This window comes from Pseudomonas sp. RIT411 (assembly GCF_003057735.2).
Taxonomy (GTDB): Bacteria; Pseudomonadota; Gammaproteobacteria; order Pseudomonadales; family Pseudomonadaceae; genus Chryseomonas; species Chryseomonas oryzihabitans.
This window is the reverse complement of sequence record NZ_QBIZ02000001.1, coordinates 41,544-58,206: the sequence shown is the minus strand read 5'-3', so window position 1 is coordinate 58,206 and position 16,663 is coordinate 41,544. Positions and strand designations below refer to the sequence as shown.

The window sequence follows — 16,663 nt, the reverse complement described above, 5'->3', positions numbered from 1 at the left end:
TTTATATTTGAAATTTATGTTTCTGATGCCTGGGCGCACGTCTGATCCGCTGCCTTGATCCGGTGCATGACGAATTGAAATGGTGCGTCAGCGTGAGTTATCCAGCTCTTCCAGCTGCTGGTGCAGACGCTCGGCAGTTTCCAGGTGGGAGGTCTTGCGGGCCGTCAGTTCTTTGCCGACCAGGGAGCAGAGCAGATTGGTCATGGCCGAGACGCTGCTGTTGCTGTCGAACATCAGGGTGCTTTCGGTGTGGCAGCGGATCACCCAGGTCGCCAGTTGTGCGGGGCTGCCGGCCAGGACATCGGCCAGGTAGAGCATGCGGACCCCCAGCTGGCCCATCACGACCATGGTCTTCTCGAGTTGCGGCATCCGTCGCCGCAGCCCGATGCAGATGGCCACATCGTCTGGCCCCAGGCCTGCGAGATATTCGGCCAGGCTATCGCCGGGCGAGGGCAGCAGCAGGATGTCGTCGCGAACCTGGATCAGGTGGCTGCGGAGCATGTGGGCGATGGTCTGGCTATGCCGAAAGCCGATGATGACCACCCGCCGGGCACCCACGATGGCGTGCACGGCAGCAAAGAGTTCGTCCCTGTTCAGCGACTGGTAGGTCTGCCGGACGTTGGCCAGTTCCTGCTCCAGATGATGCTGCAGGAGGTCATCCACCGTGCGTTCGGTGGCGCCGCGATCCTGCAGATAGAGCGGTGAGCCCTCTCCACGCAGCACTCGGGCCTGGCGCCGGGCTTCGTCGTAGGAGGCATAGCCCAGCGTCCGGAAGAAGCGAGTGGCGGTGGCCTTGGAGACGCCGGCACGGGTAGCCAGCTCCGTCGCCGTTTGCATGGCGAGCTGGCCAGGGGCGGCCAGGATCACGTCGGATAGCTTCTGCTCCACGACCGACATCTGTTCGTAGCGTGCCTTGATCCGACTCTCCAGGGAGGTGGGGGTCGGTAGCCGAGTCTTGTCGGATGGCAGCATCGAGCGGCTCTGATCTGCGAGGGGAGGCTGCAGTCTAGCGGCAAAGGCGTTGCCGAGCGTAGTGCTCCGCCCGGGCATTCGGCGAGGCCAGTAGACGAAGCGCCTGGGAGGCGTGCCAATGGCAGCGACGGATGTCCTGGCGGTCGTGCTTCCTCCTCACTCCTCGCTGGACGCGAACCCCTCCAGCCAGCGCGCTTCCGAGCAGAGCAGGTGGTGGCGCATGGCGGTCTGGGCGCCGATCAGGTCGCGGGCTTCCACGGCGCGCAGGATGGCCTCGTGTTCGGCCACGGCGACGCCCCAGGTCTTCTGGCTTTCGGTCTGCTCGGCGACGTGGGTGGAGATGGGGCTGTGGCGCTCGTCGAACAGTGAGGTGATGATGCGCACCAGCGTGGAGTTGCCGCTCATCCGGGCCAGGCGGCAGTGGAACCTGCGATCGTCCTCCATGGGCGACAGCCCCTGGGCAATCTTGTCGCTCATGTTCTGGATGCACTTTGCCAGGTAGCGGTAGTCGGCCTTGCCGCCCAGGGAGCAGGCCAGGACGATGGCCGCGCCTTCGATGATCGCCCGGGCGTGCATCAGCTCCGAAGGACTCTCGCCGAGGGTGGAGGTCCGCGCGCCGTTGTTCAGCAGGGCCGCGTTCACATAGATGCCGGAGCCCTGGCGGACCTCGATGCTGCCTTCGATTTCCAGGGCGATCAGGGCTTCGCGCAGCGACGGCCGGGAGACGCCCAGCAACTGCGCCAGGTCGCGCTCCGGGGGCAGGCGGGTGCCGGCTTCGATGGCGCCCTCGCGGATGTGCTGGCGCAGGCGGTCCGCGATCTTCTGGTAGAGCTTTCTTTCGGTGGTGGCAGTGGGCAGCGTCATCGATGAAACCTGCATCTTCAAGGGCTTCAGTATCTCATGGGCTACCCGGATCGGCGCCAGCGACCTAGGGCAGGGCCGCCAGCTCGAACAGCGGGGTCGCCAGCTGCCACTTTTCCGATCCCGCCTCCGGCGAGGACAGCTGATAGCGCGCCATCAGGGTTTCCCATTCCTGGACCTTCGGATTGCGCTGTTCCAGCTCCTGCATGCGGGCGAAGGAGAAGTCCGGCCCCGCCTCGAGCAGCATGGTCAGGCGGCAGCCGAGGCGCCAAATGGTCATGTTGGCGACGCCGGCTTCGCGCAGATGGGCGATGACCTCGGGCCAGACCGCCGCGTGCTGGCGTTCGTATTCGGCGATGAGTTCGGGGTCGTCCCGCAGGTCCAGCAACAGGCAGTAGCGTGTCATGGTCTCGCTCCTCGGCCAGGTCAGGCCCGTTAGATTTCGACGATGGCTTTGACGACACCGCGGGCCGGGTCCAGCAGCTCGGCGAAGCGGGTGGGCAACTCGGCCAGTTGCAGGCGATGGGTATTGAGCGCCTGGTCCGGGATCAGGCCTTCGCTCAGGCAGCGCTCGACGTGCTGGAAGTCCTCGGCGGTGGCGTTGCGACTGCCGAGCAGGGTGGTCTCGCGCTTGTGGAATTCGGGGTCGGCGAAGCGGATGTGGTCCTTGACCACCGAGATCAGCACATAGCTGCCGGCATGGGCGACGAATTCGAAACCCCGCTCGATGGCGCGGGCGTTGCCGGTGGCGTCGAACACCACATCGAAGAAGTCGCCATCGGTCAGCCGCGCCAGTTCGTCCTTGTCGCCGTCACCGACGGTGACCGTGGCGGCGACCTTCAAATGCTGGCGACAGAACGCCAGGCGATCGGTGCGGGTGTCGAGGACGGTGACCTGGGCCCCGGCGATACCGGCGAAGATGGCCGCAGCCATGCCGATGGGACCGGCGCCCACCACCAGCACGCGCTGGGCCTGGCCCAGGCCCGAGCGGCGCACGGCATGGGCGCCGATGGCGAGAAATTCCACCATGGCCGCCTGGTCGAGGCTGAGGCCCTCGGCCTTGAAGACGAAGCGGTCGGGCAGGCTGAGGTATTCGGTGAGGGCGCCGTCGCGATGCACGCCCAGCACCGCGATCCTGGTGCAGCAGTTGGTCTTGCCCTGGCGGCAGGCGATGCACTGGCCGCAGGACAGATAGGGCACCACGTAGACGATATCCCCGGCCTGCAGGCGCCCGCTGTCGTCGGTTTCCTCGACGACGCCGGAAATCTCGTGGCCCATCACCCGTGGGTATTCCAGATAGGGCTGGTTGCCTTCGTAGATGTGCAGGTCGGTGCCGCAAACGCCGACCCGGCGGATGCGGATCAGGGTTTCGCCTTCGCCACGGGCGGGCTTGGGGGTATCACGCGAGACCAGCAGGCCGGGTTTTTCACAGATGACGGTCAGCATAGGAAGACTCCGCATCGCATCGGGATGCACGTTGGATTCAGGGCCGGGCGCTCGTTGGGAATGGCAGCGAGCGTCCGTCGCCACAGAGGCGGGTGGAAAGGGCGGTGCGGCTTCATGCCGGGGCTCCCGCCACGGGAGCGTCGGCGTCCAGCAGGCCGCGCTGCTTGAGGGTGCTCCAGAACTCCGCCGGAATGGGCGCCTGCAGCCAGGCCAGGTTGCTGGCGACCTGCTCGGCGCTGCGTGCGCCGATGACCGCCGAGGCGACCGCCGGATGGGCCAGGGGAAATTGCAGGGCGGCGGCGGCCAGGGGGACCGCGAATTCCTGGCAGACCGCCTGCAGCGCCCGCACCTTGGCGACCACCACCGGCGGCGCGGCGCCATAGTCGAAGTGCTGGCCACCGGCGAGGATCCCGGAGTTGAACACTCCGCCGGCGACGATGGCGTGGCCCTGGGCCCGGCAGCGATCGAGCAGGGGCTTCAGGCTTTCCTGTTCCAGCAGGGTGTAGCGACCGGCCAGCAGGGTGCAGTCCAGCGGGCACTCCTCGAGGCTGTCGACCACCACCTCCCATTCGTTGACGCCCAGGCCGATGGCCTGGATCTGGCCACTGCTGCGCAGCTCTTCCAGGGCGCGGAAACCGCCGCCCCGGGTCAGCGCCTGCCAGTGCAGGTCGTGCCGCTCGCCATGGGTGCGGCGGCCGATGTCGTGCACATAGAGGATGTCGATCCGCGCCAGCCCCAGTCGCTGCAGGCTGTCTTCGTGGGACCTCAGGATGGCGCCGTAGCGGTAGTCGTAGACCGGCTTGAAGGGCAGCGGCCGTTCCCAGCCGTCGCCGTTGGCGCGCTCGCTGCCATTGGGCGCGAGCAGCCGGCCCACCTTGCTGCTGAGCACGAAGTCATCCCGTGGCTGTTCGTCGAGAAAGGCACCGAGGCGATGCTCCGAGCGGCCATAGCCATAGAAGGGCGCCGTGTCGAAATAGCGGATGCCCTGCTGCCAGGCGCCGGCCAGGGTGTCGACGGCCTGCTGCAGCGGCATGTCCCGGTACAGCCCGCCCAGCTGGGAGCAACCGAGCCCCAGCACCGGCAGGGCCAGCGGGCTTTTCGCCAGGGGACGCCGTTCGGAGAGATTCATCGCCAGGCCTCCGCTCAATAGAGCACGTTGCGTGCGTCAGGGCTGTCCAGGTTGGCCTTGTCAATGAGCAGGACGCCGGTGTCGATGAACTTGGGCACCTTCTGCTTCTCGATGACCTTGATCACCGTGGCGACCGATTCCAGGCCCATGCGATAGGAACTCTGCACCACGATGGCGTCCAGGGTGCCGTCGCGGACGAAGCCCTGCAGGTCTTCGTTGCCGTCGAAGCCGATGGCCTGCAGCTTGCCGGCCTTGCCGGACTGGGTGATGGCCCGCGCCATGCCGACCGCGGTGGGTTCGTTGGCGCCGTAGATGCCCTTGAGGTCGGGATTGGAGGCCAGGACGTCGGTGGTCTGGTTGAGGGCGTTGGCCATCTGCGACTGGGAATAGAAGGGGCCCACCACGGTCAGCTGCGAATGCTGCTCCAGGTACTTGCGGAAGCCGCCGACCCGGCCCACTTCCGAACCGGTGCCCGGCACATAGGACATGATGGCGATCTTGCCGGTCTTGCCGACCTTTTCGATCATGCGCTGGGCGGACAGCTCGCCGGCCTTGTTGTTGTCGGTGGAGAGAAAGGACTGGTAGTAGGGCGCGCCGCTTTCCGCCACCGAGGAGTCGATCAGCACCACCGGGATATGGGCTTCCCAGGCCTGCTTGATGGCCGGGACCAGGGCATCCGGATCAGACGGCGCCAGCACGATGCCCGAGACGCCACGGTTGACGGCGTTGACCACCATGTTCACCTCGTCCGCGATCGCCGATTCCGACGCCGGTCCCTGGAAGGTGACCTTGTAGTTGGCGTGCTGTTTGGCCGTTTCCTGCACGCCCTTCTGCACGTTCTGCCAGTAGTTGGAGTTGGCACTCTTGACGATGACGGCGATCTCGCCGTTACCGGCCAGCGCCAGGGAGGTCGCGGCGGAGAGGGCGACACCCAGGACCACTTTCTTGAAGTTTTTCATCGGTCGTTCCTTGTTGTTGTTATCGAGGGTTCACTTCTTGCGGTTGCGGAGCTGGTCGATACAGACGGTCAGCAGGATCACCAGGCCGATGATGATCTGCTGGGTGAAGCTGGAGACGCCGAGCATGTTGAGGCCGTTGCGCAAGACGCCGATGGTGAAGGCGCCGATCAGGGTGCCCGACACGCTGCCGATGCCACCGGAAAGGGAGGTGCCGCCGATCACCGCGCTGGCGATGGCGTCCAGTTCGTACATCACCCCTTCGTTCGGCTGGGCGGTGACCAGGCGTGACATCAACACCGCGCCGGTCAGGCCCGCCAGCACACCGGACAGCACATAGGTGAAGAGAGTGACCGCGCGCACCTTGACCCCGGAGAGGCGGGCCGCCTCGGCGTTCGAGCCCACGGCGTAGATGTGGCGCCCCAGGCGGGTGCGGCTGAGCACCAGCCACAGGGCGATGGCCAGCACGATCATGATGATCACCGGGTAGGGGATGCCCGGAAAGATCACGTTGGGAAAGCCGTCGTCGCCGATGCGTTCGATGCGCCCCAGGGTGCCGTTGCCGAGCGTGCCGAAGGCGGCGCCGAGGCCGGAGATGGGCTGGGCATCGGTCAGTCGCAGCGCCAGGCCGCGGGCCACCAGCATCATGCCCAGGGTGGCGATGAAGGGCGGCAGCTTGACCAGGGTCACGAACAGCCCGTTGATCGCCCCGCAGATCCCGCCGACGATCAGGCCGACCAGGATGCCCACCTCGATGGACGCGCCGGCCTTGACCGCCATGGCGTTGGCCACGCCGGCCAGGGCTAGCACCGAGCCCACCGAGAGGTCGATGCCGCCGGTAATGATCACCGCCGTCGCGCCGAGGCCGAGAAAGGCGATGGAGGTGACCTGCAAGGCCACGCTCATGCCATTGCCCATGGTCAGGAAGGCGCTGCTCATGGAGGAAAACACCGCGATCAGCGCCAGCAGGCTGACCAGGGCGCCAAACTTCTGCAGGAATTCTTTTTGTTTTTCGGTCATTTCTCTGTCTCGCTCGACACGCGTGGGCGAGCTGCCGTCAGTGCGACGTGCAGCCGGAGGCGTAGTGCATGATCTGGTCCTGGGAGGTGGCCCGGGTCTCGACGTCGCCGGTCAGGCGACCTTCGTGAAAGACCAGGATCCGATCGCTCATGCCGAGCAATTCCGGCAGCTCCGAACTGATCAGGACGACGCCGATGCCCTGGGCCGCCAGCTGGTCCATCATTTCGTAGATGGCGTACTTGGCGCCGACGTCGATACCCCGGGTGGGCTCGTCGAAGAACATGATCCGGGCGTCGCGGAACAGCCATTTGCCGATGATGATCTTTTGCTGGTTGCCGCCCGAGAGATAGCGGGTGACCTTGTCGATCGAGGGCGTGCGGATGTCCAGCCGCCGCACGTAGTCCTGGGCGATCCGCGCCTCCTCGCCGAAGCGAATGAACCCCAGCGGCCCGCAGAGGGCGTCCAGATTGGCCAGGGTCAGGTTGTGCGCCAGGGTCATCTTGACCGCCAGGCCGTCCTTCTTGCGGTCCTCGGACAGGTAGGCGATGCCTTCATCGATCCCGTCGCGCGGACTGCGGATGGTGACCGCGCGGCCGTTGATCTCCACCTCGCCGGCATCCAGCCGGTCGGCGCCAAAGATCGCCCGGGCGATCTCGGTGCGGCCGGCGCCCATGAGGCCGGCGAAGCCGAGGATCTCGCCGCGGCGCAGCTCGAAGCTGATGTCCTGGAAGACCCCCTTGCGGGTCAGGCCCCGCGCCCGCAGCAGCACCTCGCCGGTGGGCACGGCGGTGCGTGGCGGAAATTTCTCGTCGAGGGAGCGCCCGACCATGCCCGCTACGATGGCGTCGACACTGGTCTCGGCGAAGCGCTGGGTGGAGACGTAGCGACCGTCGCGCAGGATGGTCACCCGGTCGACGATGTGGCGCATCTCGTCCAGCCGGTGCGAGATGTAGAGCATGCCGACGCCGCGCGCCTTGAGGTCCTGGATGACCTTGAACAGCGCCTGGGTCTCGCTTTCGGTCAGGGAGGAGGTCGGTTCGTCGAGGATGAGCACCCGGGCGTCCAGCGACAGCGCCTTGGCGATCTCCACCATCTGCTGCTGGGCCACCGACAGCTTGGAGACCGGCGCGCGGGGGCTGATGGCCACGCCCAGGCGCGCCAGGCAGGCTTCGGTGTCCGCCTGCATCTTGCGTCTGTCGATCAGGCCGAAGCGCACCGGCTCTCGGGCCAGAAAGATGTTTTCCGCCACCGTGAGGTGGGGTACCAGGTTGAGCTCCTGGTGAATGATGGCGATGCCCACCTGCTCGGCTTCCGATACCGACTTGAACTGCCGCTCTTCGCCCAGGTAGCGGATCCGCCCATCGTCCGGCGGCTGCTGGCCGCTGACGATTTTCATCAGGGTGGACTTGCCGGCGCCGTTCTCGCCGCAGATGGCGTGGACTTCACCCGGGTAGAGGCTGAGGCTGACATCGTTGAGGGCCACGACGCCGGGAAAGCGCTTGGAGATGTTTTCGAGCGTCAGACAGGGCGCGGGCGCAGCCGGTAAGGGGCCGCCACCTTCGCCGCGGGGCGATGGGGTATCCAGCATGGTGCTCTCTCTTGTTGTTGTTCTAGGGTCGCTGCCCTATGTGAGATCCATGGCAGGGAAAGCTACACCCCAGCCTGGATATCTGGCAAGACCAATTGGATTTTTTCGAATTGGTCTTGCCAGAGTGCGGTCTGATTAGTGAAAGCCTTCTTGCGCAAGGCAGGCGATGGGCGCGGGAGGGGCAGGCGCTCGGGCCAGCGTGGCCTTGCTGTAGAGGAGGGCGCGGGAGGGATAGCCCCAAGGCGCAGACCGGCAGCCGCAGCGCCTGGGCCACGGGTCCAGCGGGATCGTCGGGGAGGAAGGCGCTGATCGGAGTCCCGACCCAAGTCGAGTCGGGCCTCCGATCGCAATGTCCTAGCGCACGGGCGCAGCCGCCGCGGCGCGTGCCGGGCGGGCGTCGCGGAAGGTAACCAGGAAGGCCAGCAGCACGCCCAGGGAGAACAGCGCCGGGAACAGCCAGATGCCCTGCCAGTCATGGCCGGCGGCGCTGGCATAGTGGTCCGAGACCATCCCGGCGACCCGGAAGCCGACCAGCATGCCCACGCCATAGGTGGCCAGGGTGATCAGGCCCTGGGCCGCGCTCTTGTTCGCTTCGCCGGCCTTGGCGTCGGTGTAAATCTGCCCGGAAACGAAGAAGAAGTCATAGCAGACGCCATGCAGGGCGATGCCCAGCAGCAGGTAGGCGAGGGCGTCACCCTGGGCGCCCAGGGCGAAGCAGCCATAGCGCACCGCCCAGGCCAGCATCCCCACCAGCAGGGTGCGCTTGAGGCCGAAGCGGCGGATGAACAGCGGCAGCAGCAGCATGAAGCCCACCTCCGACACCTGGCCGAGGGTCATCATGCCGGTGGGATTGGCCACCCCCAGTTCAGCGAGAAAGAGGTTGGCGTTCTGGTAGTAGAAGGCCAGCGGAATGCAGATCAGCACCGAGGCGGCAAAGAACACCGCGAAGCTGCGGTCCTTGAGCAGGCGCAGGGCGTCCAGGCCGAGCATCGCGCCCAGGCCGCCGCGGGTGGCCGGCAGCGGCGCGGTGCGCGGCAGGCTGAAGCTGTAGAGACCGAGGATGAGCGAGGCCGCGGCGCCGAGCAGGAAGGTGTTGCGCAGGGCCCCGGCGGCGATGCCGCTACGGCTGTCCCAGGCGAAGACGAAGCTGATCGCCAGGCCGGCGGCAATCCAGCCCAGGGTGCCCCAAACCCGGATCTTGGCGAATTGCCGGGCCGGATCGGCCAGGTGGCGGAAGGCCACGGAGTTGGCCAGCGCCAGTGTCGGCATGTAGCAGAGCATGTAGGCCAGTACCAGTGGATAGAAGGTGGTGAAGTCGGCCGCCGCATAGAGCTGGTAGAGCAGCACCGCGCCGGCCAGGTGCAGCAGGCCGAGGATGCGCTCGGCGTTGAAGTAGCGATCGGCGATCAGGCCGATCACGAAGGGCGCCAGGATCGCGCCCCAGGACTGGGTGGCGAAGGCCTGGCCGATCTGGCCGCCATTGGCGCCCAGGGTATTGCCGAGAAAGGTCGCCAGGGTGACGAACCAGCTGCCCCAGATAAAGAACTGCAGGAACATCAGGGTGCTCAGGCGTAGCGAAAGTGCGTTCATCGTCGATTCCTTGTTGTGGGTTATGTGACGAAAAAACGAGGCGGATCCTTACTCCAGGCCGAGCATCTGCCGATTGCGCGCCGGGTCGGCGTCGCTGCCGGCGAAGTCGTCGAAGGCGCGGGTGGCCGGCTGGATCAGGTGGCGCTGGATGAAGGGCGCTCCTTCGGCCGCGCCCTGGGCCGCGTCCTTGAGGCAGCACTCCCATTCCAGCACCGCCCAGCCGTCGAAGCCGTACTGGGTGAGCTTGCTGAAGATGGCGCCGAAATCGACCTGGCCATCGCCCAGGGAACGGAAGCGTCCCGGCCGCTCGGCCCAGTCCTGGTAACCGCCATAGACACCGCTGCGGGCATCGGGACGGAATTCCGCGTCCTTGACGTGGAACATGCCGATGCGCGCGTGATAGCGGTCGATGAAGCCCAGGTAGTCCAGTTGCTGCAGGACGAAATGGCTGGGGTCATAGAGGATGCGCGCGCGGGGATGGTCGTCCACGGCCGCCAGGAAGCGCTCGAAGGTGGCGCCGTCGTGCAGGTCCTCGCCCGGATGCAATTCGAAGCAGAGGTCGATGCCTTCTTCGCCGTAGACGTCGAGGATCGGTCGCCAGCGCCGGGCCAGTTCGGTGAAGCCCTCGTCCACCAGGCCGGCGGGCCGCTGCGGCCAGGGATAGACATAGGGCCAGAGCAGGGCACCGGAAAAGCTCGCCACCGCCTTGAGACCGAGGCGGCGACTGGCCTTGGCGGCCAGCTTGAGCTGCTTGACCGCCCAGGCCTGGCGCTCGTCCGGGCGGCCACGGAGCGCCGGCGGGGCGAAGCCGTCGAAGGCCTCGCTGAAGGCCGGATGCACGGCCACCAGTTGCCCCTGCAGGTGGGTGGAGAGTTCGCTGATGGCCACTCCGGCTTCGGCGCACTGCCCGAGCAGTTCGTCGCAGTAGTCCTGGCTGGCGGCGGCGCGTTCCAGATTCGGGCACTGGGGGCCCAGCGTCGGCAGCTGGATGCCGCGGTAGCCGAGGTCCGCCGCCCAGCGCGCCAGGTTGGGCAGGGTGTCGAAGGGCGGCTTGTCGTCGAGAAACTGGGCGAGAAAGATCGCCGGGCCCTTGAGGCCGGGACGAGCGTTGGCGGCCATGTTCAGGCTCCTAGGTTCGGTAAGGGGGTCCAGGCGCCCTGGCGCCGATGGCTGGCCAGGGCGGTTTCGATAAAGGCCAGGCCGCGCCAGCCGGTGGTGATGCCGGGCAGGCCCGGCGCGGGATCGGCGGGATCGCGAATGGCCGCGGCCAGCTCGCGATAGAGATTGGCCAGGGCTTCGAGATAGCCCTCCGGGTGCCCGGCGGGCAGGCGCAGGCGCTGCTGGGTACCGGCACTCAGCCAGGGCAGACCGAGGCCGGCGCGCAGGGTCTGTGGCGGTTGGTCGAGGCTGCGCTGCAGCAGGCTGTTGGGTGCCTGCTGCTGCCACTCCAGACTGCCGCGCTCTCCGTAGAGGCGGATGCGCAGGCCATTCTCCTCGCCAATGCAGACCTGGCTGGCCAGCAGGCTGCCGCTGGCGCCCGCGGCGGTTTCGAACAGCACCATGACATCGTCGTCCAGCCGCCGACCGGGCAGGTGGCTGCGCAGGTGGGCACTGAGGCGGGTGATGGGCTGGCCGCCGATGAATTCGGCGAGGCTGAAGGCATGGGTGCCGATGTCGCCCAGGCACCCGCCCGGGCCGGAGAGGGCCGGATCGTCGCGCCAGGCCGCCTGCCGGTTGCCGGTGGCGGCCAGGTCTTGGGCGAGCCAGCCCTGGGGGTATTCCACATGGATCTTGCGCAGCGCCCCCAGCTCGCCGCGGGCGACGCGCTCGCGGGCTTCCCACACCAGCGGATAGCCGAGGTAGGTGTGGGCCAGCGCATAGCGCAGGGGCCGGGGCAGGGCGGCCAGCGTTTCCGCCAGGCGCTGCACCTGGGCCAGGGAGATGCCCGCGGGCTTTTCCGAAAAGACGTGGAAGCCGGCGCTGAGGGCCGCCTGGGCGATGGGCACATGGAGATCGTTGGGCGTGACGATCACCAGCAACTCGACCCGTTGCTCGGGGGGCAGCCGGGCTTCGCTGGCCAGCAGGGTCTCCCAGGAGGCATAGACCCGTTCGGGCGCCAGACCCAGCTCGCGACCGGTCGCCTCGTTGTTGGCCAAATCACGGCTGAAGGCGCCGCAGACCAGTTCGAGCGCGCCATCCAGGGCCGCCGCGCGCCGATGGGCCGCGCCGATGAAGGCGCCCTGGCCGCCACCGATCATGCCGTAGCGGACCCTGCCGCCGGTTTCAGCCTGCATCCTTTTACCCTCGGTTTGTTATTGTGTTGAGTGTAACCGGTTACATCTGCGGGTATTTGGAGCCTGCGGCGATCGTTTAGTCAAGCGCCCGGCGGACGTACGGCTTGCCCGCACGCCGGGCTTTGCGCACAGTTGCACCCTTTCCCACGCCAACCGAGGCCGCATGTCCAATATCCGCAGGGTCGCCGAACTGGCCGGGGTATCGGTCGCGACCGTATCGCGCACCCTGAAGAATCCCGAGGTGGTGGCGCCGGCGACTCGCGAACGGGTGCAGGCCGCCGTGACCGCGGCCAACTACCGGCCCAACGCGATGGCGGTGCAGTTTCGCTCGCGCCGCACCGGCAATCTGGTGGTGCTGGTGCCGGTGATCGCCAACAGCTTCTTCGCCCGCGTCATCGCCGGGATCCAGCAGGCGGCCCAGGCGGCGGGGTATCGGGTGCTGCTGTGCGATACCGCGGGCGACGAGGCCCGCGAGCGCGAGTACGCCGAACTGGTCTATGCGCGGCAGGCGGATGGGGTGATCCAGCTGCGCGCCTTCGATCCCTTCGCCGGTGACCCCGACGCACCGCCGGTGGTGAATGCCTGCGAGGTGCTCGCCGAGCACCCCTGGCCCAAGGTGCGGCTGGACAATCGTGCCGCCGCCCGCTGCCTGACCGAACATCTGCTGGCGCTCGGTCACAGGCGCATCGCCCTGATCAAGGGACCGGAACGCAGTCCGCTGACCTTGGAACGCCTGGCGGGTTATCAGGAGGCGCTCAACCAGGCCGGTGTCCCGCTGGATCCTGACCTGCTGCACCCGGGTGATTTCACCCTGGCCGCCGGCGCCGCCGCGGCGCGGGCGCTGCTGCGGCTATCGGAGCGGCCGACGGCACTGTTCTGCTGCAGCGACGAGATGGCGATCGGCGCCCTCCAGACCCTTCGCGGCGCCGGGCTGCGGGTGCCCGAGGATCTGTCCCTGGCCGGCTTCGACGACATCGCCTTCGCCGCCTACAGCGATCCGCCGCTGACCACCATCGCCCAACCCGCGGAGGCCTTCGGCCAGCGCGCGGTCGCCCTGCTGCTGGAGACCCTCGCCGGTTCGCCACCGCCCTGTCGGGAGGTGGTGCTGCCCTTCGAGCTGGTGGTACGGGGCAGTACCGGCCCCTGCCGCCCTGGCTGAGAGGCCGGTTGCGCGGAGGTCCGCTCAGACGCGGGAGGCGCGCACCAGCGCCAGCCGTTCGCGGATGTAGCTGTCGTTATCGATCGCCTGGACATCGAAGGGGATGGCGATCGCGCGCCGGTCGGCGCGCGAATACAGGCGCGCAAAGATCGAGCCGTCCGGGCAGGTCGGGCTGACCAGCACGGTCCAGCCGTCCAATTCACGCGTCAGGCGCTGCATCAGGAATTGCGTGGGCAGGGTGGTGAGTTTGGCGTTCTTCATCGGTCTGGCCTTGGATGCTTGGTGATGACTTCATTGGGGGCTCGGCGCCGCTCGGCATCGCGCTCGCCGGACGTGCTCGAGCCAGCCGTGCGGCGCAGTCGCTCCAGCAGTCTGGACAGCGTCGGACGCCTCGCGGGGTGGCGCCGCGCCGGGGCGCTGGCGAAGACGGGTGGCTGCCGGCTGCCGGTCGTGTCGTTCAGCTTTTCGAGAACGGAATCGAGCCGGCAGCTCTTGATCTGCGAATGGACGCTCCTGCTGGACGGAGCCTGATCGTGCGCGCCTTCCGCCTTGAGGGCGACGTTACCCAAGGTCTGCTTTTGCCGGCAGCGGCACGGATCACCAGGAGGCGTTTCGCCTAGGAGTGCCGCGCCGTCCGGATTTGCACTGTCAGTCGTCAGCTAGCTTGTTTCCGTGGCAAGTCGAACTGCGACTTCCTCCACCAGTTGGATAGTTTCCGCCGTCAGGGCTTCGAACTGAAAGAGCATGTCCTGTAGTTGCGGACTGCCCATATCCACATTGCGCAGTTGATCGATTCTCAACGTCAGCAATCTGTGGATCTGCAGCAGGCAGTCACGATCGGGATTCTCGGGGATGACGAACAGGCGGCTCATCGTTGTCTCCATGGACAGGTTCCTCACGCCCATCGATATCGCCTAACCCGCTTGTTTTTTAAGGCAATTCGTCGCCGACGATCTACTTGGAAAGAGCGCCTTGCGTGCTTGACTCTGGTTGTCGGAAGAGCGCTTGAGGGCTCTTGGTCGCATTAGCGACCTTATCTTCAAAAAGCTCGTGAAGAATGCGTGAAAAATTCGTTAAAACCTTTTTAGGTGGTTGTTTAAGTGGGACGTGGTGTTTCAAAAGTTTTAGGCAAGTTGGCAGCAAAACGGACGAACGAACGCTTCGTTTCAGGCCTGACAGACATCCGCTATCCGCGCCTTCAACAGATTCGCCAACTCATCGAAGAGGATCTGCACCGAGCGCAGCGACAGATTGTCCGGGCGGGTCAGCAGCCAGATATCGGTGTCGCAACCGGGCAGCGCCGGACCCAGGCGTTCGACGCCCTCCAGGCTGCTGATCATGAAATCGGGGAGGGCGCCCACCCCGAGACCGGCGCCGACCAGGCTGCCGACCGAGGACATGCTGCTGCAGCGATAGCGCGGGGTGAGGCTGGGATAGGCCTGGCGCAGCCAGGTCACCGAGACGTGATCGGCCAGGGAGTCGTCCGGGGCGATCCAGGGCAGCTCGGTGGCCAGCTGGCCGTAACCGCTGCGATAGCGTTCGTGACCGCAGACGAAATACGAGCTGCGACCGAGGCGGCGGCCGATCAGGTGTTCGGGCGGGGCGTTGGACAGGCGCAGGGCGATGTCCGCATCCCGTCGGCTCAGGCTGGCGAAGGTGTTGGAGGTGGCGACTTCCAGGGCGACCGCGGGATAGCGCGGCATGAGGTCGGCGAGGCCGGGCAGCAGCAGGCTGCGCAGCACGGCATCGGTGCAGGTCAGGCGGACCGTGCCGCTGATGACGTTCTCGCCTTGGGTGAGGGCGATGCGCGCCGCGTCCAGCGCCTGTTCGGCACGCTCGGCCTGTTCGGCGAGGGCCTTGGCGCTCTGGGTCGGGGTGTAGCCGCGGCGGGTCTTGTCGAACAGCGCGACCTGCAGATTGGCTTCGAGCTTGCGGATGGCGCGAAAGACCGTGGAGACGTCCACCTGCAACTGTTCCGCCGCGCGGGCCAGGGTCCTGCCGCGGACCAGGGCAAGGATCAGCTTGAGATCGGCATGACCTATCTGATATTGCATCGGTGCATTCTTCCTTTGCCGATTCGCCGATATGGGTTGCGCTCATGCCAATTTATACTGGCCCGGCCCCCCAAGGGCAATCAGGTGGAAGGGCGGACCTTGCAGACAGGGTCGGCGCCTGCAGCAACCACCGCCCACAGCCACGCTGCCAGACCCGCACGAGCAAGCACAACGAAGCGGGCCAGCGTCAAGGATGCCTCCCATGAATTCGATATCCCCCCGCGTCGTCCAGCTCACCGAAGCCAACGGCTTTCTCAAGGAGCACCCCGAGATCCAGTACGTCGATCTGTTGATCACCGACATGAACGGCGTCATCCGGGGCAAGCGCGTCGAGCGGGCCAGTCTCTCCAAGGTCTATGAGCGCGGCATCAATCTGCCGGCCTCGCTGTTCGCCCTGGACATCAACGGCTCCACGGTGGAAAGCACCGGTCTGGGCCTGCACATCGGCGACGCCGACCGCACCTGCTTTCCGATTCCCGGCACCCTGAGCTACGAACCCTGGCAGAAGCGCCCGACCGCGCAACTGCTGATGACCATGCACGAACAGGACGGCTCGCCGTTCTTCGCCGATCCGCGCGAGGTGCTGCGCCGGGTGGTGAAGAAGTTCGACGACCTGGGGCTGACCATCTGCGCCGCCTTCGAACTGGAGTTCTATCTGATCGACCAGGAGAACGTGAACGGCCGGCCGCAACCGCCGCGCTCGCCGATCTCCGGCAAGCGACCGGTCTCCACCCAGGTCTATCTGATCGACGACCTGGACGAATACGTGGATTGCCTGCAGGACATGCTGGAAGGCGCCAAGGAGCAGGGGCTGCCGGCCGATGCCATCGTCAAGGAATCCGCGCCGGCGCAATTCGAGGTCAACCTGCATCACGTCGAAGACGCCATCAAGGCCTGCGACTACGCGGTGCTGCTCAAGCGGCTGATCAAGAACATCGCCTACGACCATGAGATGGATTCCACCTTCATGGCCAAGCCCTATCCCGGCCAGGCGGGCAACGGCCTGCACGTGCACATTTCGCTGCTGGACAAGCAGACCGGGCAGAACATCTTTGCCACCGACGATCCCGAGCACCATGCGCCGCTGCGCCATGCCATCGCCGGCATCCTCGAAACCCTGCCGGCGTCGATGGCCTTCCTCTGCCCGAACGTCAACTCCTATCGCCGCTTCGGCGCCCAGTTCTATGTGCCCAATGCGCCGAGCTGGGGTCTGGACAACCGTACCGTGGCGGTGCGCGTGCCCACCGGCAGCAGCGAGGCGATCCGCATCGAACACCGGGTCGCCGGGGCCGATGCCAATCCCTATCTGATGATGGCCTCGATCCTCGCCGGCATTCACCACGGCATGACCCAGCGCCTGGAGCCCTGCGCCCCGGTCAGTGGCAACTCCTATGAGCAGCTCGAACAGAGCCTGCCCAACAACCTGCGCGACGCCTTGCGCCGGCTGGACGACAGCGCGGTGATGAACCAGTACATCAGCCCCGAGTACATCGACATCTTCGTCGCCTGCAAGGAAGCCGAGCTGGAGGAGTTCGAGACGACCATCTCCGACCTCGAATACAACTGGTACCTGCACACCGTCTAGGAGGCCTGA

Annotated in this window: 16 protein-coding genes; 2 read left to right on the top strand and 14 right to left on the bottom strand. The window is 66.5% G+C overall.

Going from position 1 to position 16,663, the window contains the following annotated elements:
• Window positions 1-87: 87 nt before the first annotated feature.
• The 11 genes from DBY63_RS00270 to DBY63_RS00220 all read right to left on the bottom strand — a co-directional run bounded on the left by DBY63_RS00270 (window position 88) and on the right by DBY63_RS00220 (window position 11,856).
• Complete coding sequence (locus DBY63_RS00270) at window positions 88-972, bottom strand: MurR/RpiR family transcriptional regulator (protein WP_108580993.1); 885 nt, start codon at window positions 970-972, stop codon at window positions 88-90.
• 156 nt (window positions 973-1,128) lie between these two features.
• Entirely contained in the window at window positions 1,129-1,836 is a 708-nt protein-coding gene (locus DBY63_RS00265; RefSeq protein ID WP_108580992.1) for a FadR/GntR family transcriptional regulator, read from the bottom strand.
• A gap of 64 nt (window positions 1,837-1,900) precedes the next feature.
• Entirely contained in the window at window positions 1,901-2,239 is a 339-nt protein-coding gene (locus DBY63_RS00260) for an L-rhamnose mutarotase (protein ID WP_027602017.1), read from the bottom strand.
• A gap of 29 nt (window positions 2,240-2,268) precedes the next feature.
• Window positions 2,269-3,279, bottom strand: a complete 1,011-nt coding sequence (locus DBY63_RS00255; protein WP_108580991.1) for a zinc-binding alcohol dehydrogenase family protein — start codon at window positions 3,277-3,279, stop codon at window positions 2,269-2,271.
• 112 nt (window positions 3,280-3,391) lie between these two features.
• Window positions 3,392-4,408 carry an aldo/keto reductase gene (locus DBY63_RS00250; protein ID WP_108580990.1) on the bottom strand — a complete coding sequence of 339 codons (1,017 nt, stop codon included), beginning with the start codon at window positions 4,406-4,408 and terminating at the stop codon, window positions 3,392-3,394.
• A gap of 14 nt (window positions 4,409-4,422) precedes the next feature.
• Window positions 4,423-5,367 carry an ABC transporter substrate-binding protein gene (locus DBY63_RS00245; RefSeq protein ID WP_044342583.1) on the bottom strand — a complete coding sequence of 315 codons (945 nt, stop codon included), beginning with the start codon at window positions 5,365-5,367 and terminating at the stop codon, window positions 4,423-4,425.
• Between the two features lie 30 nt (window positions 5,368-5,397).
• A complete protein-coding gene (locus DBY63_RS00240) occupies window positions 5,398-6,384 on the bottom strand; it encodes an ABC transporter permease (RefSeq protein WP_027599698.1) in 987 nt (328 codons plus the stop codon).
• Between the two features lie 37 nt (window positions 6,385-6,421).
• Window positions 6,422-7,972 carry a sugar ABC transporter ATP-binding protein gene (locus DBY63_RS00235; RefSeq protein WP_108580989.1) on the bottom strand — a complete coding sequence of 517 codons (1,551 nt, stop codon included), beginning with the start codon at window positions 7,970-7,972 and terminating at the stop codon, window positions 6,422-6,424.
• Window positions 7,973-8,326: 354 nt separating this feature from the next.
• Window positions 8,327-9,562, bottom strand: coding sequence for a nucleoside permease (locus DBY63_RS00230; RefSeq protein ID WP_074582887.1), 1,236 nt, complete (start codon window positions 9,560-9,562; stop codon window positions 8,327-8,329).
• 48 nt (window positions 9,563-9,610) lie between these two features.
• On the bottom strand, window positions 9,611-10,681 hold the full coding sequence (locus DBY63_RS00225) for a sugar phosphate isomerase/epimerase family protein (protein WP_108580988.1): 1,071 nt from the start codon (window positions 10,679-10,681) through the stop codon (window positions 9,611-9,613).
• Between the two features lie 2 nt (window positions 10,682-10,683).
• The gene (locus DBY63_RS00220) at window positions 10,684-11,856 is read right to left on the bottom strand and encodes a Gfo/Idh/MocA family oxidoreductase (RefSeq protein ID WP_108580987.1); all 1,173 of its coding nucleotides are present in this window, start codon (window positions 11,854-11,856) and stop codon (window positions 10,684-10,686) included.
• Window positions 11,857-12,019: 163 nt separating this feature from the next.
• Between DBY63_RS00220 and DBY63_RS00215 the strand changes: the two genes are divergently transcribed.
• Window positions 12,020-13,015 (top strand): LacI family DNA-binding transcriptional regulator, encoded by a 996-nt coding sequence (locus DBY63_RS00215; protein ID WP_108580986.1) that lies wholly within the window; start codon window positions 12,020-12,022, stop codon window positions 13,013-13,015.
• Window positions 13,016-13,039: 24 nt separating this feature from the next.
• On the opposite strand, the gene DBY63_RS00210 is transcribed toward DBY63_RS00215, so the two are convergent.
• The 3 genes from DBY63_RS00210 to DBY63_RS00200 form a co-directional block, all read right to left on the bottom strand.
• A complete protein-coding gene (locus tag DBY63_RS00210) occupies window positions 13,040-13,276 on the bottom strand; it encodes a hypothetical protein (protein ID WP_108580985.1) in 237 nt (78 codons plus the stop codon).
• A gap of 398 nt (window positions 13,277-13,674) precedes the next feature.
• A complete protein-coding gene (locus DBY63_RS00205; RefSeq protein ID WP_169742406.1) occupies window positions 13,675-13,887 on the bottom strand; it encodes a hypothetical protein in 213 nt (70 codons plus the stop codon).
• Between the two features lie 294 nt (window positions 13,888-14,181).
• A complete protein-coding gene (locus DBY63_RS00200) occupies window positions 14,182-15,069 on the bottom strand; it encodes a LysR family transcriptional regulator (RefSeq protein ID WP_108580984.1) in 888 nt (295 codons plus the stop codon).
• 202 nt (window positions 15,070-15,271) lie between these two features.
• Here DBY63_RS00200 and DBY63_RS00195 point away from each other — a divergent pair, with 202 nt between their 5' ends.
• Window positions 15,272-16,654, top strand: a complete 1,383-nt coding sequence (locus tag DBY63_RS00195; RefSeq protein WP_027599688.1) for a glutamine synthetase family protein — start codon at window positions 15,272-15,274, stop codon at window positions 16,652-16,654.
• Window positions 16,655-16,663 lie beyond the last annotated feature (9 nt).